We start from the raw sequence: 19,489 nt of genomic DNA, 5'->3' as shown, positions 1-19,489 counted from the left end.
ATAAAAAAAAAATACGTCAAATGACGTATTTTAAAAATATTAAAAAGATGGCTTTTTACAATCGCTCTATTTTTTGAACTTTGCTTTTATTTAAATAGTTTTTTATAACCGTTTTAGATATTTCTTTGTTAGGAACAATGGTTAAAATCGATTTTAACACAGAAAGGTCGTTTTGTTGATAGGACAAATCTGTGTAACCAAAACCATAAACTTGATTATTTTCTACTAAAATAATTGCTTTTTCTTCGGCTTCTCTTCCTTTATCCACAATAATAAAATTGTCATTATTAAAGTTTTCTTTGGTAATTTTAAATTTCTTCTTAAAGTTAAATTTTGGAGATAAACTTTCTAACTCTAAATAATATTTTAATCGCGTAAATAATTCGCTACCAGTTCTATCAAAAGAAACAGTTTCAGCTCTATCTTGAATTTTTACGGCACGTCTCGTGCTTTTTAAGAAAAGGCCATTAATCTCGTTTTTTATATTTTTTCCTCTACCTAAATATATCACCTTTCCATTTAAATCATGAATATAAAAAATACCAGAAACCGAAGGAATCGATTCAATTAAGTTCTGTAATTTTTCTTTTTCGAGTCTTTTATCAAAATATTTTATAGAACTTTGAATAATGCTTTTTTTGGAATCTTTTTCTAATAAAAGTTTAAATAGTTGCACTGTTGCTAAAGCATCTCCATTTGCTCTGTGTCTATCAACTATAGGGATTCCAAGAGTTTTTGTGAGTTTTCCTAAACTGTAAGATGGTAAATTTTCTATGAGTTGCTGACTTAATTCTACAGTACACAAAGTATTTCTTTCGAAATCGAAACCTAATCTTTCAAATTCTGTTCTCAGAATTCTGTAATCGAAAGCACTATTGTGCGCAACAATTATACAGTCTTTCGTAATTTCTACAATTCGTTTTGCAACCTCGTAAAATTTTGGTGCATTTCGTAACATTTTGTTGTTAATACCAGTTAGTTTTACAACAAATTCTTGAATAGGTTTTTCAGGGTTTACAAGACTAATAAATTGATCTACAACTTCATAGCCATCAAATTTATAAATGGCAATTTCAGTAATTCCTTCTTCGTTAAACTTACCTCCAGTAGTTTCTATGTCTAAAATAGCGTACAATTTTTCTTTTTTTGAGGGATTTATTGATTATAATTTCGATGGCCAAATATAGAACTTCCAACTCGAATCATCGTACTTCCATTTTCGATTGCCAATTCATAGTCTCCACTCATGCCCATTGATAAAGTTTTTAATTCTGAATTTTTAGTTTTTAATTTATCAAAAAAAATTTTAAGTGATGAGAATTCTTTTGTCAATTGATTTTTGTCATCAGTAAAAGTAGCCATTCCCATCAATCCTATTATTTTAATATTCTGTAATTCTGCCATTTCTTTTGATGATAAAATAGCTTCGATATCAACAAACGATAAACCAAATTTTGTTTCTTCTTCAGCTATTCTTGCTTGTAACAAGCAATTTATTACTTTATTGTGTTTTTTTGCTTGTTTATTTATTTCTTTTAAGGTGCTAAATTTATCAATTCCGTGAATTAAATTCACAAAATGAGCCATATATTTTACTTTATTGCTTTGTAAATGACCAATCATGTGCCATTGAATATCTTTGGGTAAAGCTTCATGTTTTTCGGCCATTTCCTGAATTTTATTCTCACCAAAAATTCGCTGACCAGCATTATATGCTTCTTGTAAATCAGCAATAGGTTTGGTTTTAGAAACTGCAACCAAGGTTACATTTTCTGGCAAAGTAACTTTTATTTTTTCAAGGTTTTCTTTAATCATAACTCTAAACTATTGTTTTTTAAAACTCCTAACAATTTCAAAAAGACAAACTTTTGTTAAAATTCATACATGGTTAAACCACTTCTTAATTTTGGCTGAATATAAGTAGTTTTTGGGGGCATTTTTAAATTTGCATTTGCAATTTCTTTTAATTCATTTACGGTTGTTGGTAACAAGCCAAAACCTACTTTATACAAATTTTTATCCACTAATGTTTTAATAGAGAGAATATCTGTTTTTGTGTCAGAATAACCAGTTCTATCGTTATTAGTTAAATCTTTTATACCTAAAATAGGATTTAAAATTAACTTGAATAAAATTTCTGCATCTAACTTACTTAAAGCATTTGTAAATTTATAGTTGTCTTTTTTTAAATAAAGCGAATAAAATTCGCCATTTAAATACATGCTAAAATGATGTTTTTCTGAGGGAACATATATCTGTTGTCTACGATTTTCAATGATAAAATGAGTGCTTATTTTTTGCAGAAAACCTTCCAAAGACAAACCATTTAAATCTTTTACAAACCTATTAAATTCAGAAATTTGTAATTGCGATTCAGGAATTAAATAACTCATAAAAAAGTTATAATCCTCCAAACCATTATTCTCTTTATTTTTTTTCGCCAAATCTTTTGCTAGAAGTACTGAAGAAGCAGATCTATGATGGCCATCTGCAATGTAAAAAGCTTCTATTTTTTGAAAAGTTTTGGTTATTTTATCAATCGTAGAATCATCGATTACCAACCAAAGTTTATGCAATTTTTTATCGGTTGTAGAAAATTCGTATTCTGGTCTTTCTTGTTTTTTGTGATCAATAATTTCAGCCAGGGTTTCATCATCTTTAAAAGTTAACAAAACTGGTTCTGCATTAAAACCGGTGGTTTTTAAATAATTTTCGAAAAGTAAAACTCTTCTTTTAATAACGCCTTCGTGTTTTTTAATTACATCAGTATCATAATCCTCTATACTTGTAGCTGCAATAATTCCGCAAAAAGAAGTATTTTCTTTCACAGTTTCATAAATGTAAAAAGCAGGCATTTTATCTTTAATAAAAATATTTTGCTCTTTAAAACTTAAATAACGATTGCGAACTAATTGAAAACGTTGTTCTGCAGAAATTTCTTGAAGATATTTATAATCTGGATTTATAACATGTAAAAATGTATACGGATTAAAGTCTAATTTGGCACCTAATTCAGCAGGAGTATATGCTTCGTAAGATTTAGAAGATACCAAAGCCACTTTATCTCTGTTAGGTCTTACTGCTTTAAAAGGTTTTACAATTGCCATTTTTTGTTTTTAATCTTATTTTTTTTGTTGATGAAGAACAAAAATTATTTTAATAAATGTATAATTTGATTTGCCAATTCTAGCCCAATTCTTTCTTGTGCTTCTGTAGTTGATGCTCCAATATGTGGAGTTAAAGAAATTTCTGGATTCATTAATAACTGCACAGCAGGTGTTGGTTCTGTTTCAAAAACATCTAAAGCTGCATACTTAATTTTTCCTTCTTCAATGGCATTTACCAAGTCAACTTCGTTTAAAATTCCACCTCTTGCAGTATTAATAATTCCAACTCCATCTTTCATTTTCTTAATTTCTGATGAAGTAATAATATACTTTTCTTGAGCTGGTGTGTGTAAAGTGATAAAATCGGCTTCTTTTAATAATTGGTCTTTTTCGATGGTATCTATCTGAAAGGTAATTTTTTGTCCATTGAAAAATTCGATAGAAATTGGCGCACTTTCAACCTCATTGTCTGTGGCAAGAACTTTCATGCCAACACCCAAGGCAATTTTTGCAACTTCTTGTCCTATTGCACCAAAGCCAATAATTCCCAATGTTTTTCCTCTTAACTCTGTACCTTGTGAATATGCTTTTTTTAATTGGTTAAAACGCGTATCACCTTCTAAAGGCATTTCTCTGTTCGAAGAATGTAAGAATCTTACCATTCCAAATAGATGTGCAAAAACCAGTTCTGCAACAGAACTCGCAGATGCATTTGGAGTATTAATTACATGCAAACCATTGTCTATTGCATATTCTACATCTATATTATCCATACCAACTCCAGCTCTTCCAATTAATTTTAAACTAGGGCAAGCATCAATTAATTCTTGCTGTACTTGGGTTGCACTTCTTACTAAAAGGGCATCAATACTATGTTCGTTAATGTAATTCTCTAACTGATTTTGAGCAACTTTTACTGTAATTACTTCAAAACCTACTTTTTCTAAAGTTTCAATTCCGCTTTTCGAAATTCCGTCGTTTGCTAATATTCTCATAAACCCATCCCAACCTTCCCAAAGGGAAGGAGTTTTATTTATTATTTATTCAATTTTGTTTTTTCTTTAAATTTCATCAATTTAAAAAAGTATTTTTTCTACGTTATTTTTATCACAAAAGTAATAGTTCCTTTCCTTTGGAGCGTTTAGAATAGGCTTAAGCTTTTCATCACATCTACCAAAGCTTGCACACTATAAAGTGGCAATGCATTGTACATACTTGCTCTATAACCACCAACACTTCTATGTCCATTGATGCCAACAATTCCTGCTTCTTTGCACATACTATCAAATTTTTCTTTCAAACTTTCGTCTGTCAAAACAAAAGTGGCGTTCATGGTACTTCTGTCTTCTTTGGCTACAACACCTTTAAAAAGGGGATTTCTATCAATTTCATCATATAACAATTTTGCCTTTTTATTATTCACTTCTTCTATAAAAGGGATGCCACCTAAATCTTTTAACCATTCTAAAGTGAGCATAGAAACATAAACAGCAAAAACAGAAGGTGTATTGTACATACTATCGCTATTTATATGTGTTTGATAATTTAGCATTGCAGGTATATGCCTTGCTACTTTACCTAAAATAGCTTCTTTAATAATTACTAAAGTAGTTCCTGCAGGTCCCATGTTTTTCTGAGCTCCAGCATAAATTAAATCGAATTTTTCGAAGTCTAATTGCCTAGAAAAAATATCTGAACTCATATCACAAACTACAGTAACATTGGTGTCTGGGAACGTTTTTATTTGAGTACCAGCAACTGTATTGTTACTTGTGCAATGAAAATAATCTGCATCTTTAGGAATAGAATATCCTTTTGGGATATAGTTATAACCCTTGTCTTTTGATGAAGCAACTTCTACAATTTCACCAAATGCTTTTGCTTCTTTCATGGCTTTGTCAGACCAAGTACCTGTGTTTAAATAAGCTGCTTTTTTATTTAATAAATTGTAAGCAACCATTAAAAATTCCATACTTGCACCACCTTGTAAAAACAATGCTTTGTATCCTTTATTTTCTAAACCTAAAAGCTCTAAAGCTAAAGACTGTGCTTTGTCCATAACAGCTACAAAAGGTTTGCTTCTGTGTGATATTTCTATTAAAGAGAGATTATCATCATTAAAATTGATAATCGCTTCTGACGCTTTTTGCAACACTTCTTGAGGCAGTATGCAAGGGCCTGCACTAAAATTATGTTTTTTCATTTCTTTTAAGTTTCAAAGTTTCAAAGTTTCAAAGTTTATCAGTAATACTTATAACCGAAAACAATCAACTTGAAACCAAGTTATATGTTCGATAAAAATTCCAATGTATTTATGCCATCAGCAAAATCTGTTAATTTTGGATGTTGTGTTTGCCCAAAAGCAACTTCGTTTTCTATAAAATCTTTGGCAACAATGCATTGAATTTTTTCTCTATCTTGATGTAATTTTATTTTTAAATCGATTGGATTGTCATAATATTCATAAAAAACAGTGGCAATAGGAGAGGAGTAACTTTTATCTTCTTTAATCATTAAAAATCCGTTTTCTAACAAATCAAACAAACTCATTAAATACACTGCTTTGTTATAATCGTAATTATTAGCATATTTTGCATTGTTAATCATGTCTTTTTTTTCATACATACCTGTAAAAAAAGCGTCGAAATTAAAGTCTTTAGGCACAAACAATTTAGAAACACTTCTACAACCTAATCCAAAATATTGAAAAACATCGGTTGCTAATTTCTGAAAATCTTCTTCAGTTTCATTCCCAGTAATTACAGCCACAGAATTTCTACTTTTTCTAATTATACTAGGCTTATTTTTAAAATAATATTCAAAATAACGAGCAGTATTATTGCTACCTGTTGCAATTACAGCATCGAAATCGATCAACTTTTCCTCTGTAAAAATTATTTTCCCTTTAAAACCCTCTTCTACATATTCTAAATATTTAGCTAAAAAGGGTAGTAAATATTTATCATTAGAAGATTGTTTTACCAAAACAGTATGACCAGAAATTAATACGGATAAAAAATCATGAAAACCTACTAAAGGAATATTTCCAGCCATGACAATGGCTACTTTTTTTGATGTATTTATATTTAAAGAAACACTATTTATAAGTGATTCTAAGTTGCTATTATTTAAAACTTTAGACCAACTACATAAAGAGAATAAAATATTATCTTTTGTAAACCAAGAATTTCTTTCTTCAGCTAATTTTATTTGATATAAAAATCCATCAAAAAACAAATCATTATGTTCAATGTTTTCTTTTTTCTTTATTTCATCAATAGAAAATTGACTTAAAAAGTCGCCTAATTTTGTAAATGCAATAATTCTCTTTTGAATACTAATCATTTATTTGGTTGTCTATAATTTTGGGGTTATTTTTGCAACTGCAAATGTACAAAAACAGAATATAAAATTATGGCAATTATAATAACAGATGAATGTATAAATTGTGGCGCTTGTGAACCAGAATGTCCAAACACAGCAATTTATGAAGGTGCAGATGATTGGAAATATTCAGATGGAACAGATTTAAAGGGAAAAGCAGTTTTACCAAATGGAAAAACGGTAAACGCAGATGAAGATCAAGAACCGGTTTCTGATGAAATTTATTACATTGTTGCAGATAAATGTACAGAATGTAAAGGTTTCCATGAAGAGCCACAATGTGCTGCAGTTTGTCCTGTAGATTGTTGTGTGCCAGATGATAATAATGTAGAAACTGAAGAAGAGTTGTTAGAAAAACAACGATTTATGCATCAGAAATAAAAGAAAAAGATTTTATTCTATAAAATCGATAAAAAGACAAAAAATCCTGAATGTTAAATTTGGGATTTTTTATGCTTAAAAAACAATTATATTTGCACTCGCAAAATTTAAGAAAATGAAAGCTGGAATTGTAGGATTACCAAACGTAGGAAAATCAACTTTGTTTAACTGTTTATCAAATGCAAAAGCGCAAAGTGCAAACTTTCCATTTTGTACTATTGAGCCAAATATTGGTGTTGTAAATGTACCAGACAAGCGTATAGAAAAGTTAGAAGAATTGGTTAACCCAGAACGTGTTGTGCCAACATCTGTAGAGATTGTGGATATTGCAGGTTTGGTAAAAGGAGCTAGTAAAGGTGAAGGATTAGGAAATCAGTTTTTAGCAAATATTAGAGAAACAGATGCTATTTTGCATGTGTTACGTTGTTTTGATAATGATAATATTATTCATGTTGATAATTCTGTAAACCCTGTTAGAGATAAAGAAACCATTGATATTGAGTTGCAATTAAAAGATTTAGAAACGGTTCAAAAACGTTTAGAAAGAGTTAAAAGAACTGCAAAAACTGGTAATAAAGAAGCGCAAGACGAATTGGTTGTTTTACTAAAAGTAGAAGAAACTTTGCTAAAAGGAGTTTCTATTAGAGCTATAAAATTTACTGATAAAGAATTAGAATTTATTCATCCTTTACAATTTATTACTGCAAAACCAGTGTTGTATGTGTGCAATGTTGATGAAAATTCGGCAGTTTCTGGAAATGCCTATGTAGACCAAGTAAAAGAAGCTGTAAAAGATGAAGATGCAGAAGTAATTGTGTTAGCTGTGGGAACAGAAGCAGATATTACAGAACTAGATGATTATGAAGAAAGACAGATGTTTTTGGCAGATATGGGCTTGGAAGAAGCTGGGGTATCTCGTTTAATTCGTTCTGCTTATAAATTACTAAACTTACAAACGTATTTTACAGCAGGTGTAAAAGAAGTTAGGGCTTGGACCATACCAATTGGTGCAACTGCTCCTCAAGCTGCTGGTGTAATTCATACCGATTTTGAAAAGGGATTTATTAGAGCCGAAACTATTTCCTACACAGATTATGTTACTTATGGTACAGAAGCCAAAGTAAAAGAAGCTGGTAAAATGAGAGTAGAAGGTAAGGATTATATAGTTAAAGATGGTGATGTAATGCACTTTCGCTTTAACGTTTAAAAGTAATTTTATAAAATTAAAAAGCCTCAATATTCAAAATATAGAGGCTTTTTTTATGAACATTTTTTTAGTTTAGTTGATAAACTTTAATCCAATCTACTAACATTTCTTGTGGAAAAGGAGTTGTATCATCTGGATAACCAGCGAATTCGCCACCAACAGCAATATTTACCAATAAGAAAAAGTCTTTATGAAAAGCGTAATATTTTTTATCGGTGATGTTTAGAGTATGATATGTGTTGCCATCAACTTTCCAAATCATTTCCTCTTTTGTCCATTCCAATTCAAATTCATGAAAATCTTCGGTAAAAGTCCCTTTTGATAAATGATAACCAATAGCACCCATTTGAGTGTGTTTGCCTTTAACATCTGCATAATGTACGTTTGCTTCCACAACACTGGCATCCACAGAACCCCAAAGTTCTAGAATATCAATTTCACCAGTCATTGGCCAAAGTGTATCACCACCATTTTCATCAATATTAGAACCCAACATCCAAAAAGCTGGCCAAATGGCTTTTGCACTTGGTAATTTCATTTTTGCTACAATTTTACCATAGGTAAAATCAAATTTGCCAGCGGTATTTAAACGAGCAGAACTGTATTGATCTAAACCATGAGTTTCACTTTCGTGAATTGCTTTTAATACTAATTGATTGTTTTCTATGTAAGAGTTTTTAATATCAGCTGTATATCTTTGCCATTCCTCATTAAATCTTCCTGCAGCTTCAACTTGTCTATTCCATTTTGTTTGGTCTAATTCATTATTGTTAAATTGATCTTCCCAGACTAACGTATATTTTTTTTGTTGCATGTATGTAGTGCCTTTTATTGGATTGCAAGATTACGTTTATCTTCTGAAAACCACAATTAGAGTTTACTTTTTTTTGCTATTCGTTTTATTTCTATCCTAAAATATTCACAAGCCAATTTTTTAATGAATGAAATAACTTTGTCATTTCTATTCATAATGTTTAAAATTATATAGTCTTATTTTAGAAATGATCACTTTAAAATTAACAGTATTAAAACCAATAAATTCAAAGTTTTTATTTTCATTTATATGGTTTATATAGTAAAAGCAATAGTTTGTAAAACTTCGAAGTAAATAAACGAACGTTACTCCCCAAACAATTCCTACTAATTTTTGGGCTTGTAATAAATACAAAAACTTCACAAAAAGTGAGGTTCTGTATATTTATATATGAAAATTATCCTTTGTAAAAAGGCAATTTTACTACAGTTGCAGAAATCGCGTTTTTACGAACTTGAATGTATATTTGTGTGCCTGAAGACGCAAATATGGCAGGTACATATCCCATTCCAATTCCTTTGCCTAAACTCGGACTCATAGTTCCAGAAGTTACATTTCCAATTACAGTTCCATGGCCATCTACAATATCATAACCATGTCTTGGAACTCCTTTTTCATCGAGTTCAAAGGCTACCAACTTACGTTCTGGTTTCTGTTCTTTTTGTTTTGCCAAAGCCTCAGCATTTACAAAATCTTTTGTAAATTTTGTTATCCAACCCAAACCAGCTTCTATAGGTGATGTGGTATCATCAATATCATTTCCATACAAACAATAACCCATTTCTAAACGCAAAGTGTCTCTGGCTGCTAAACCAATAGGTTTAATGCCAAAAGAAGCTCCAGCCTCAAAAACTTTGTTCCAAATTTGCTCAACCTCGCTATTTTTACAATAAATTTCAAATCCACCAGAACCAGTGTAACCAGTTGCAGAAATAATTACATGCTCAATGCCAGCAAAATCGCCTATTTTAAACTTGTAAAAAGGAATTGTTGCCAAGTCTATTGAAGTTAAAGATTGCATGGATTCCACTGCCTTCGGACCTTGAATTGCTAACAAAGAATAATCTTCAGACAAATCTTTTAAATCCGCATTAAAGTCTTTGTTGTAGCTAGAAATCCAATTCCAATCTTTTTCTATATTAGAAGCATTTACTACCAATAAATATTGATGTTCTTTAATTCTATAACAAATTAAATCGTCCACAATTCCTCCAGTTTCATTTGGAAAACAGCTGTATTGTGCATCACCAATGGCTAATTTAGAAGCATCATTGGAAGTTACTTTTTGAATTAATGCCAAGGCATTTTCGCCAGAAACTAAAAATTCACCCATATGACTTACATCAAAAACACCCACAGCATTTCTTACAGTTTCGTGCTCTACATTAATACTTTCATAAGAAACAGGCATATTATAACCAGCAAAAGGAACCATTTTTGCGCCAAATTTTTCGTGAACTTCTTTTAATGTGATGTCTTTCATTTGTAGATTTCTTTAATTTTTGGCTAAATTATTGAAAAATATACAATAATCAATCACTAATAATTTGTTAATATTTTCAATCAAAAAAGAAATAATATTACATTTGGTAAAACTTTGATTATTTATCTTATGAAAATTTCTAAAATTATACTTGTTTTCTTTTTGTCACTTGGTTTAAAAGGAATCTCTCAAACACCTACTGATTATTTATCAAAAGAATTTCATAAAGAAAGAAGAGATTTGTTGCGTTCTAAAATGCCGGCAAATTCTGTTGCTGTGGTTTTTGCAAACCCTTTAAGAAATAGAGCCAATGATGTCGATTATGTGTTTCATCAAGATCCTAATTTCTATTATTTAACAGGTTATAGAGAGCCAAATGGGGTTTTAGTGTTGTTTTCGGAAAATCAAACTGATGAAAAAGGAAACACATACAACGAAATTTTATATGTGCAAAAAAGAGACGAAAGAGCAGAACAATGGAATGGAAAACGTTTAGGAGTTCTCGGTGCTACTAAAGAATTGGGTTTTGAAATGGCTATGGATGCTGATCAGTTTTTAGAAAACAACATTGATTTTAAAAAATATGATAAAGTATTTATCGAGAAATTTAACGATGATTATAGAAATTTAGGAGGTGCAGATGTGTATAGTTTGGTGAAATCATTTAAAGAAAAAGCGGGTTATGACCCATCTTTGTATCTTTCGAGAATGAAAGAATATGTTTACAATAACATATCAGAAACACCTATAGAAAGCAGTGCCAACGTAATTAGTATTATTGATAGATTGGCAGAACGTTCATCAGAAATTAAAGAGGATGAGTTAATTAAAGGTTATAAAGCTGCTGAAACAGACGATTTAAAAAAAGAATTTCAACAGAAAATATCATTGGCTTTAAAGCCAAAAACGAATATCGATTTAAATTTTTTACCTGGAAATTTAGCTACCATGCGTGAAATTAAAACAGAAGCTGAAATAAAGTTAATTACAAAAGCTGTTCGTATTTCTGCTATTGGGCAAATAGAAGTAATGAAAGCCATGAAACCACATATGTCTGAAACTGAGTTGCAAGGAATTCATGAATTTGTATACAAAAAATATGGGGCAGAATACGAAGGTTATCCATCTATAGTGGGCGCAGGAAACAATGGTTGTATTTTGCATTATATAGAAAATAATCAAACAAAAGTTGGTAACAATTTGGTTTTAATGGATTTAGGTGCTGAGTACAGAGGTTTTACTGCAGATGTAACTCGAACAATACCTGCAAATGGAAAATTTACCAAAGAACAAAAACAAATTTACGATTTGGTCTACGATGCTCAAGAGGCTGGTATTGCTTTGTACACAATTGGTGGCAGTATGCAAGCTCCAAGACAAGTTGCCATAAAAATTATTAACGAAGGTTTATTCAAGCTGGGGATCATAAAATCTGTGGATGAAAGACATAATTATTTTCCTCATGGAACTTCGCATCATATTGGTTTAGACGTTCACGATCCTGGAAATTATGGTAATTTTGAAGAAAATATGATTGTTACCATGGAACCTGGAATTTACATTCCTGATGGAAGTCCTTGTGATAAAAAATGGTGGGGAATTGGAATAAGAATTGAAGATGATATTTTAGTTACCAAAAATGGTCCTGTAAATTTATCTGGAGAAGCACCAAGAACTACCGAAGAAATAGAAAAAATGATGGCAAAAAATTCTGTTTTAGACGATTTTCTGCTACCAGATTTAGATAAATAATGGGTAAAACTGCCATTATTTTAGGAGCAACAGGATTAACAGGAAACATTTTGTTAAAAAAATTAATTGCAGATAAAAACTATAGTTGCATAAAATTATTTTCTAGAAATAAGGTTGATTTAAATTCAGAGAAAATACAAGAATTTTTAATAGATGTATTACAATTAGACCAGCATTCAAAAGACTTTATCGCAGATGAAGTGTTTTGTTGCGTTGGTACAACTGCTGCCAAAACAAAAGATAAAAACAGCTATAAAGCCATTGATTACGGAATTCCTGTGAATGCAGCAAAATTGGCAAAAAAGAATGGAATTAAAACGTTTGTTGTAATATCTTCTATGGGAGCAGATGCAAAAAGTGCTATTTTTTATAACAGAACAAAAGGTGAAATGGAGCATGCTATTTTGCAACAAAACATTAAAAACACTATTATTTTAAGACCCTCTTTAATTGGTGGAAATCGAAATGAAAATAGAGTAGGAGAGCGAATTGGAAAAGGAATGATGACAATTTTAAATCCGTTTTTAATTGGTGGATTTAAAAAATATAAAATGATCGATCCAGAAAAAATAGCTAGTTGTATGATGCTACTTGCTAACAAACCAAACAATAAATCGATTTTCAGTTCAGATGAAATTCAAGAAATAGCTACCACATAAATGAGCAACGAACAACCAAATAACCCTTTACATGGCATTAAATTAGCTACAATGTTAGAACAATTATATTTAAAATATGGTTGGGAAGAATTGGGTTATTCTTTAAATATTAATGCTTTTAAAAATGACCCATCCTATAAATCGAGTTTAAAATTTTTAAGAACCACACCTTGGGCTAGAGAAAAAGTAGAGCAGTTTTATTTAAAAAATATGACCTAATCGTTTTTAGTAAAATAACCTTCATTAGAAACAGCATTTTTACTTACTACAATACTTGCAGTTTTAAACCAAACCTCTGCATAGTTTCCATCTGCATATTGTTTTTGAATATCTCCATTATGTGTTTCGGCTCCTGAACACCAATTTTTATTTACTTCTGGCGATTTTCCATTGGTTTGGTTGTAAGAACCTAATTTAAAGAAGCAACCTTCATTGGCATACCCATTTTCCTTTTCAACTCCATCTTGTCCTATTGGCACAAATAAAGCTTGTGTTTGCAGAGGAATGTCTGCTTTTGTAGTATATTCTGATTCGATTAGGTTTTTCGAAAATAGTTTTGTTTCATGCTTTTTACTGGTAAATTTTAAGATCATAACACCATTTTTAACTACAATTTCGTAGCTAAATTCTTCACCTAAGGCAATGCCATTTTTGGGTTCTTCTGGATAGGTGTTTTCTGTTTCTCCAACAACCGAAAAATCATTTCCCCAAACTGCCGTAGAAAAATCCCATCTTCCAGAATTGTCATCACCAGCAGTATTTATTTCATAATGCCAAAAAACAGAACCTTTTTTATGTCCTGGAAATTTCTTGTAAAATATTTTTAAGGGCTCGTTTTCATGACCATCTGCACTGTGAATTTGACCCACAACAACAGCATAAGAAGCTGCAACTCTGGCATCTCCAGTACTTGACACATTCATTACTTTTAGTGTAGCCGTTAATTGATCATCTGCAGTTGCTGGATACCATTTTTTAACTTGTGCTAATTCTGTTCTAGTATTGTTTGATGTTCCATGAGTATTACCTCCATTGGGCGCTTTGTAAACGACCCAATTATTTTCACCATCATTTACAGTGTAAAAGAAATCTTTATGTTCAAAATTATTTGCAAACCCTACATTAGAGCCATCACCTAAAATTAATTTCCAATCATTAAAAAAAGGAGTAACATCGCTGGCATAAACTGGTTTTGAATTTTGTTTTTCATCTGGTTTTTTAGAAGTTTTTGTACAACTACTTACCAAGATAAAAATACTTGTAATAAAAAGTATTGTTTTTAATCTACTTTTTTTTTTAATTTTAAGCATTAAAATGGGGGTCTTTAGTATGATGTTTAATATCATGCACTAAGTTACTAATTTTATATTCAAAATATCAAAATATAACATTTTTTTTATTAGCTTATTTAAATATGAACTCAGACCATTCTTTTGGTTTCTCTAACATTAAAAAATGCCCACAATTTTCTATCCAAAATAATTGGTTATTGGGTATTTCTTGGTGCAATAATTCAGCAATTTTAGGAACAGCAATGGGATCGTTTTTTGCCCAAATAATTTTAGTAGGAATTTGGGTTTCTTGCAAAGCTCCAATCCATCTGTCCCAAAAATAATAGCGTTCGTTTATGTAATTTGTTAATTGATGAATTACTTTTCTGCCTTCATTATTTTCTAATTGTAACCACATTTCTTTTAATTCTTCATCAGAAACTTGGGTTTTATCAAAATAAATAGTGCGCATATTTTTCTTAAAAATACTAAAATTGGTCAATTTTGCAATCCATTTTCCAGTAATCTTATTTTTTAATAATTTCTGAATGGTGCGTAGTTTAGAGAATTCTATATGCACAGATCCATTGCATAAAATAAGAGTATTTATTTGTAAATTAATTTGTTGTTTGTTGTGTCTTGCCAAAATTTCTGTAGCCACAGAAGTTCCATAATCGTGTGCTAATAAAGTTACGTTTTGTACACCTAATTGTTTCCATAGCTGCAAGGCAAAATCTGCTTGTTCAATTAAAGAGTAGGAGTAGTCTAAGGGTTTATCAGAAAAACCAAACCCCAAATGATCATGAATTATTACTCTGTATTTTTTAGAAAGTTCTGGTAGAACCTTATAGTAGTCAAAGGATGAAGTAGGGTAACCATGAAGAATAACTAGTGTTTCATCAGATTTACCTTCATCAATTACAAAAACATTTTTATTAAAAACGGTAATAAATTTTCCTTTATTTTTCCAGTCTAAACTATTCATAAAATCAGATTATTATCTAATTTAGTGATTTTATAATTATTATTTCCTTTCAAAATTAAATATGCTATTTTTACTTTCTGTCTTTTAAAATTAATTCAACCAATTCTTCTGGGTTTTCTAACATTGGAAAATGTCCAGAATTATTAATCCACAAAATTTTATTATCAGGTATTTCATTTGATATAATTTCACTCATTTCTGGTAAAGCTATAGGAGAATCTTTAGATGAAATCATTTTAATTGCCATTTTAGAGTTTCTTAAAGCTCTGTACCATCTATTCCAAAATGTATTTCTTTCTTCGATGTAATTACTAAAATAATTAATTACATGATTTCCAGATTTTTTTTGCATTAAATTCCACATTTGTTCTAACTCATTATCAGATATTTTTTCTGAGTTAAAAAACAATTCTTTTATTTTTTTCTTATAAATACCAACAGAACTTAGCATGGCTATGGGCATTTTTTGGATTTGTATAAACGTTTTAAGTTGAGAAAATGTGATTTTAGCTGGATTTATTTTCATATGCAAATTACAGAAAATAAATTTTTCAATAGATAGTTCTATTTGTTCTAAATTTTTTCTTACAATTATTTCATTTAATATGTGTGCACCATAACCATGGCCAAATAAAGTAAGCTTTTTAATTTGCAATATTTTTATTGTTTCTAAAACAATATCTGTTTGTTGTATTATGGTAAAATATTCATCCAGTGGTTTATCTGAATTTCCAAAACCAATTAAGTCTATTAATACAACTCTATAATGTTTAGATAATTTCTCTAGAGTTTTGTAATAATCAAATGAAGATGTTGCATAATCATGAAGCATTAAAAGGGTATTTGTTTTATTATTTCCTGCATCAATTACAAATACCTCTTTATTAAACGCTTTAATATAAAAGCCTTTATTTTCCCATTCTTGTGAGTTCATAAACAAATAAAATTTATAGTTCTAAAAGAATGCAGCGTATTTTGATCTTTTATTATTACTTCCATTATGATCAAAAACTAAATGTAACCAACTTTTAGGAGATTCTATTATTGAGAAATGACTAGAATTTTCAATCCATTCTATATTCTTATTTATTTTCTCTGAAGCTAAAACAATTGCTATTTCTTTCATAGAAATTGGGTCACTTTTTTGCCAATAGATTCTAATAGGAATTTTAGAGTCTTTTAAACCCTCTGTCCATCTATGAAAATAGACATAACTGTCTTTTATATAATTACTTGTAATTTGAATTTTTCTTACTTCAGCATCATGATTAAATTCTTCATTTAAATCATCCTGATCAATCTCTAGTTCTTGTTTATCTGTAGTATATAAATTTTCAATTTTTTTGAGTCCTTTATTTTTTAATATAGAGATGTATTGTCCTATTTTATTATTATTTAGAATTATAGAAATGTTAGACATTTGTATATGCTCTAATCTTTTTCCACTACTGGTTAAAATAATTTCATTTATTTTTATTGGAGTTAGATTATTGTTTTTACGTGCTAAAATTTCTTTAGCAACAGAATTCCCAGAATCTTGAGCCAAAATTGTAACTTCCTTTAAACCTAGTTCAGACCATAGTCTAAGTGCAATATCTGCTTGGTCTATTATAGAATATTGTAAGCCTTTAGGTCTTGCGGAAAAACCAAAACCAAGATGATCATGAATAATAACTCTGTAGTTTTCAGTTAACTCATCTATAATTTTATGATAATCATAGGTTGATGTTGGGAAACCATTTAATATTACTATAGTTTCTTTTGAATTTCCTTTATCAATAACAAAAATATCGTTATTGTAAATGCTGATAAATTTCCCTAGTTCTTTCCAATTTTGTGCGGTCATATATTTGGGGGTTAAATATAAAATATATAAATGTGCATAAATATACGATTTTTTTTTAATTTTGTTTTTTATTTATTTTACTTCAAAATATTTTATTCCCACTGTTAAAAACACATTGATTATCAATTATATAGATGTTATACTGCCTATTCCCATCAAGAAAACGTTTACGTACTTTGTAACTGAAGACGAAGCCAATTTCTTGCAAAAAGGTATGCGAGTTGCTGTTTCTTTTGGTAAATCTAAAATGTATACAGGTTTGGTTTTTAATATTCATAAAAATGCACCAACCTTATATGAAGCGAAAGAAATTCATCAAATATTAGATGAAACCCCTTTGGTTAATGAACACCAGTTAATGCATTGGCAATGGCTTGCAAATTACTATATGTGTGCTTTGGGAGATGTTTATAGAGCTGCTTTACCATCTGCTTTTTTATTGGAAAGTGAAACGATTCTTTATAAGAACGAAGCTTTCCAAAACGAAGATATTTTAGGCGATGATGAGTTTTTAATTTTTGAAGCTTTACAGCATCAATCTCAATTAACGATTCATCAAGTTGCAGCTATTTTAGGACAAAAAAAAGTAATGCCTATTGTAAATGAGTTGATAAAAAAATCTGCTATTTACATTAAAGAAGAAATTTACGAACAGTACAAACCTAAATTGGTAAAATATATTCGTTTACAACCTCATTACAATTCTGATGATGCCCTTAATTCTTTACTAGAAGAACTTTCGAGAGCCAAAAAACAAAGAGACGCAGTGTTAACTTTTTTCCAGTTATCATCAACAAAAAAACCAATAAAAGCAAAAGATTTAGAAGAAAAGGCAGATGTTTCATCATCAATTTTAAAATCTTTGGTAGATAAAAATATCTTTGAGTTTTATGAAATTCAGACAGATCGAATTAATTTTAAAGGAGATACAAATGATTTAAAGGTTTTAAATGAGTTTCAAGAAAAAGCACTTTTTGAAATTAAAGAGACGTTTAAAGAAAAAGACGTAACACTTTTACACGGAATTACAAGTTCTGGTAAAACAGAAGTCTATACAAAGCTAATTCAAGAGGTTTTAGATGAAGGCAAGCAAGTTTTATTCTTATTACCAGAAATAGCATTAACAACTCAGATAATTGTTCGTTTACAATTTTATTTTGGAAATCAGATTTCTGTGTTTCATTCTAAATATTCTATGAACGAAAGAGTAGAGGTGTGGAACAACGTTTTGGAAAACAAAATAAAAGCACAAATTATTTTAGGAGCAAGATCGTCTATATTTTTACCTTTTTCCAATTTAGGATTCATTGTGGTTGATGAAGAACATGAAACTTCCTACAAACAATTCGAGCCTTCACCAAGATACAATGCAAGAGATGCAGCCATAGTTTTGGCCAAATTACACAATGCAAAAATTTTGTTAGGTTCTGCAACTCCGTCTTTAGAAAGTTATTTTAATGCACAACAAAATAAATATGGTTTTGTTGAGTTAAATAGACGTTTTAATAATGTGCAATTGCCAAAAATTGAACTTATTGATGTAAAAGAAAAGCAACGAAAAAAGGAAATGAAAGGTCATTTTTCTGATCGATTGCTACAATTAATTCAAGAAGCTTTAGACGAAAAAGAACAAGTAATTTTATTTCAAAACAGACGTGGATATTCGCCTGTAGTCGAATGTAAAACCTGTGGAGTTGCTCCTCAATGTCCAAATTGTGATGTAAGTTTAACATTTCATAAATTTAGAAATGAATTACGTTGTCACTATTGCAATTATCAAAGAGCAATGCCCAATAGCTGTGCAGCTTGTGGAAGTAATACTTTAGATACCAAAGGTTTTGGAACAGAGCAAATTGAGTTAGAACTTAAAGAGTTTTTTCCTGATTATAAAATAGGAAGAATGGATTTAGACACCACTCGTGGAAAATTCGGATATCAGAAAATAATTGGTGCTTTTGAAGCGAGAGAAATAGATGTTTTAGTAGGCACACAAATGCTTTCTAAAGGATTGGATTTTGATAATGTTTCTTTAGTAGGTATTTTAAATGCAGATACCATGCTAAACTTCCCAGATTTTAGAGCCCATGAAAGAGCGTATCAAATGATGGTGCAAGTTTCTGGGAGAGCAGGAAGAACTAAAAAGCAAGGCAATGTTGCCATTCAAACATACAATCCTTATCACAAAATATTACAACAAGTTTCTACTACAAATTATATAGAAATGTATAAAGAACAGTTGCAAGAACGTTGGCAATACAAATATCCTCCTTATTACAGATTGATAAAAATTACTTTAAAACACAGAGATTACAATAAGGTTGATTCTGGAGTTAATTGGCTTTTTAAAGCGCTTTATAATTCTTTTGGAGAACATGTTTTAGGACCAACAGCGCCAGCAGTTGCCAGAATTAGAAATCAGTACATTAAGAATTTGGTGATTAAAATTCCTCCAAAACAGAATTTAGCAAACACTAAAAATCAAGTCTCTAAAATTAAAAATACATTTGAAGCTGTAAAAGATTTTAGACCTATTCGTTTTATTATTGATGTGGATGCTTATTAAAAAAAAATTGAGTTTTCTGTAAATCAGTTTACAATAA

General features: G+C 30.0%; 18 protein-coding genes. 6 read left to right on the top strand and 12 right to left on the bottom strand.

Features of this window, described 5'->3' with window-relative positions; genetic code table 11:
* Window positions 1-55 precede the first annotated feature (55 nt).
* From WAO74_RS08680 to WAO74_RS08655, 6 genes are all read right to left on the bottom strand, one after another.
* The gene (locus WAO74_RS08680) at window positions 56-1,135 is read right to left on the bottom strand and encodes an exonuclease domain-containing protein (RefSeq protein ID WP_422161266.1); all 1,080 of its coding nucleotides are present in this window, start codon (window positions 1,133-1,135) and stop codon (window positions 56-58) included.
* 20 nt (window positions 1,136-1,155) lie between these two features.
* Window positions 1,156-1,815: a YggS family pyridoxal phosphate-dependent enzyme gene (locus tag WAO74_RS08675; protein WP_422161264.1), complete on the bottom strand. Its 660-nt coding sequence runs from the start codon at window positions 1,813-1,815 to the stop codon at window positions 1,156-1,158.
* Window positions 1,816-1,871: 56 nt separating this feature from the next.
* Window positions 1,872-3,107, bottom strand: coding sequence for a DUF1015 domain-containing protein (locus WAO74_RS08670; RefSeq protein ID WP_422161262.1), 1,236 nt, complete (start codon window positions 3,105-3,107; stop codon window positions 1,872-1,874).
* Between the two features lie 44 nt (window positions 3,108-3,151).
* Window positions 3,152-4,102, bottom strand: a complete 951-nt coding sequence (locus tag WAO74_RS08665) for a D-2-hydroxyacid dehydrogenase (protein WP_422161260.1) — start codon at window positions 4,100-4,102, stop codon at window positions 3,152-3,154.
* A gap of 146 nt (window positions 4,103-4,248) precedes the next feature.
* The gene (gene serC, locus WAO74_RS08660; protein WP_422161259.1) at window positions 4,249-5,310 is read right to left on the bottom strand and encodes a 3-phosphoserine/phosphohydroxythreonine transaminase; all 1,062 of its coding nucleotides are present in this window, start codon (window positions 5,308-5,310) and stop codon (window positions 4,249-4,251) included.
* An 80-nt stretch (window positions 5,311-5,390) separates the two neighbouring features.
* Entirely contained in the window at window positions 5,391-6,452 is a 1,062-nt protein-coding gene (locus WAO74_RS08655; protein WP_422161257.1) for an acyl-CoA reductase, read from the bottom strand.
* Window positions 6,453-6,521: 69 nt separating this feature from the next.
* Here WAO74_RS08655 and WAO74_RS08650 point away from each other — a divergent pair, with 69 nt between their 5' ends.
* Complete coding sequence (locus tag WAO74_RS08650) at window positions 6,522-6,872, top strand: 4Fe-4S dicluster domain-containing protein (RefSeq protein WP_422161255.1); 351 nt, start codon at window positions 6,522-6,524, stop codon at window positions 6,870-6,872.
* A gap of 115 nt (window positions 6,873-6,987) precedes the next feature.
* On the top strand, window positions 6,988-8,079 hold the full coding sequence (gene ychF / locus WAO74_RS08645; RefSeq protein WP_422161253.1) for a redox-regulated ATPase YchF: 1,092 nt from the start codon (window positions 6,988-6,990) through the stop codon (window positions 8,077-8,079).
* A 67-nt stretch (window positions 8,080-8,146) separates the two neighbouring features.
* On the opposite strand, the gene WAO74_RS08640 is transcribed toward ychF, so the two are convergent.
* Window positions 8,147-8,893, bottom strand: a complete 747-nt coding sequence (locus WAO74_RS08640) for a glycoside hydrolase family 16 protein (protein WP_422161251.1) — start codon at window positions 8,891-8,893, stop codon at window positions 8,147-8,149.
* Between the two features lie 397 nt (window positions 8,894-9,290).
* A complete protein-coding gene (gene gcvT / locus WAO74_RS08635) occupies window positions 9,291-10,376 on the bottom strand; it encodes a glycine cleavage system aminomethyltransferase GcvT (protein WP_422161249.1) in 1,086 nt (361 codons plus the stop codon).
* A 129-nt stretch (window positions 10,377-10,505) separates the two neighbouring features.
* On the opposite strand from gcvT, the gene WAO74_RS08630 reads away from it, so the two are divergent.
* From WAO74_RS08630 to WAO74_RS08620, 3 genes are read left to right on the top strand one after another with little or no spacing between them, the layout of a single operon-like run.
* Window positions 10,506-12,128, top strand: a complete 1,623-nt coding sequence (locus tag WAO74_RS08630; RefSeq protein ID WP_422161247.1) for an aminopeptidase P N-terminal domain-containing protein — start codon at window positions 10,506-10,508, stop codon at window positions 12,126-12,128.
* Window positions 12,128-12,787 (top strand): NAD(P)H-binding protein, encoded by a 660-nt coding sequence (locus WAO74_RS08625; protein ID WP_422161245.1) that lies wholly within the window; start codon window positions 12,128-12,130, stop codon window positions 12,785-12,787. The genes WAO74_RS08630 and WAO74_RS08625 overlap by 1 nt, the downstream gene beginning before the upstream one ends.
* Window positions 12,788-13,006 carry a VF530 family DNA-binding protein gene (locus WAO74_RS08620; protein WP_422161243.1) on the top strand — a complete coding sequence of 73 codons (219 nt, stop codon included), beginning with the start codon at window positions 12,788-12,790 and terminating at the stop codon, window positions 13,004-13,006. It abuts the gene before it with no gap.
* Here WAO74_RS08620 and WAO74_RS08615 read toward each other — a convergent pair.
* From WAO74_RS08615 to WAO74_RS08600, 4 genes are all read right to left on the bottom strand, one after another.
* Entirely contained in the window at window positions 13,003-14,097 is a 1,095-nt protein-coding gene (locus WAO74_RS08615) for a polysaccharide lyase family 7 protein (RefSeq protein ID WP_422161241.1), read from the bottom strand. The genes WAO74_RS08620 and WAO74_RS08615 overlap by 4 nt on opposite strands.
* 94 nt (window positions 14,098-14,191) lie before the next feature.
* Entirely contained in the window at window positions 14,192-15,043 is an 852-nt protein-coding gene (locus tag WAO74_RS08610) for an alpha/beta fold hydrolase (protein WP_422161239.1), read from the bottom strand.
* Between the two features lie 70 nt (window positions 15,044-15,113).
* A complete protein-coding gene (locus WAO74_RS08605) occupies window positions 15,114-15,977 on the bottom strand; it encodes an alpha/beta fold hydrolase (RefSeq protein ID WP_422161237.1) in 864 nt (287 codons plus the stop codon).
* Between the two features lie 21 nt (window positions 15,978-15,998).
* Entirely contained in the window at window positions 15,999-16,889 is an 891-nt protein-coding gene (locus WAO74_RS08600) for an alpha/beta hydrolase (RefSeq protein ID WP_422161235.1), read from the bottom strand.
* Between the two features lie 142 nt (window positions 16,890-17,031).
* Between WAO74_RS08600 and priA the strand changes: the two genes are divergently transcribed.
* Window positions 17,032-19,452, top strand: a complete 2,421-nt coding sequence (gene priA, locus WAO74_RS08595; RefSeq protein WP_422161299.1) for a replication restart helicase PriA — start codon at window positions 17,032-17,034, stop codon at window positions 19,450-19,452.
* The last annotated feature ends 37 nt before the right edge of the window (window positions 19,453-19,489 follow it).

It is taken from the genome of Polaribacter sp., from assembly GCF_049276715.1.
GTDB lineage: Bacteria > Bacteroidota > Bacteroidia > Flavobacteriales > Flavobacteriaceae > Polaribacter.
This window is presented reverse-complemented; position numbering and strand designations above follow the sequence as displayed.

Coding starts and splice junctions, on each gene's coding strand:
- WAO74_RS08675 (WP_422161264.1), bottom strand. CDS start 1,815: ATGATTAAAGAAAACCTTGAAAAAATAAAAGTTACTTTGCCAGAAAAT.
- WAO74_RS08670 (WP_422161262.1), bottom strand. CDS start 3,107: ATGGCAATTGTAAAACCTTTTAAAGCAGTAAGACCTAACAGAGATAAA.
- WAO74_RS08665 (WP_422161260.1), bottom strand. CDS start 4,102: ATGAGAATATTAGCAAACGACGGAATTTCGAAAAGCGGAATTGAAACT.
- serC (WP_422161259.1), bottom strand. CDS start 5,310: ATGAAAAAACATAATTTTAGTGCAGGCCCTTGCATACTGCCTCAAGAA.
- WAO74_RS08655 (WP_422161257.1), bottom strand. CDS start 6,452: ATGATTAGTATTCAAAAGAGAATTATTGCATTTACAAAATTAGGCGAC.
- WAO74_RS08650 (WP_422161255.1), top strand. CDS start 6,522: ATGGCAATTATAATAACAGATGAATGTATAAATTGTGGCGCTTGTGAA.
- ychF (WP_422161253.1), top strand. CDS start 6,988: ATGAAAGCTGGAATTGTAGGATTACCAAACGTAGGAAAATCAACTTTG.
- WAO74_RS08640 (WP_422161251.1), bottom strand. CDS start 8,893: ATGCAACAAAAAAAATATACGTTAGTCTGGGAAGATCAATTTAACAAT.
- gcvT (WP_422161249.1), bottom strand. CDS start 10,376: ATGAAAGACATCACATTAAAAGAAGTTCACGAAAAATTTGGCGCAAAA.
- WAO74_RS08630 (WP_422161247.1), top strand. CDS start 10,506: ATGAAAATTTCTAAAATTATACTTGTTTTCTTTTTGTCACTTGGTTTA.
- WAO74_RS08625 (WP_422161245.1), top strand. CDS start 12,128: ATGGGTAAAACTGCCATTATTTTAGGAGCAACAGGATTAACAGGAAAC.
- WAO74_RS08620 (WP_422161243.1), top strand. CDS start 12,788: ATGAGCAACGAACAACCAAATAACCCTTTACATGGCATTAAATTAGCT.
- WAO74_RS08615 (WP_422161241.1), bottom strand. CDS start 14,097: ATGCTTAAAATTAAAAAAAAAAGTAGATTAAAAACAATACTTTTTATT.
- WAO74_RS08610 (WP_422161239.1), bottom strand. CDS start 15,043: ATGAATAGTTTAGACTGGAAAAATAAAGGAAAATTTATTACCGTTTTT.
- WAO74_RS08605 (WP_422161237.1), bottom strand. CDS start 15,977: ATGAACTCACAAGAATGGGAAAATAAAGGCTTTTATATTAAAGCGTTT.
- WAO74_RS08600 (WP_422161235.1), bottom strand. CDS start 16,889: ATGACCGCACAAAATTGGAAAGAACTAGGGAAATTTATCAGCATTTAC.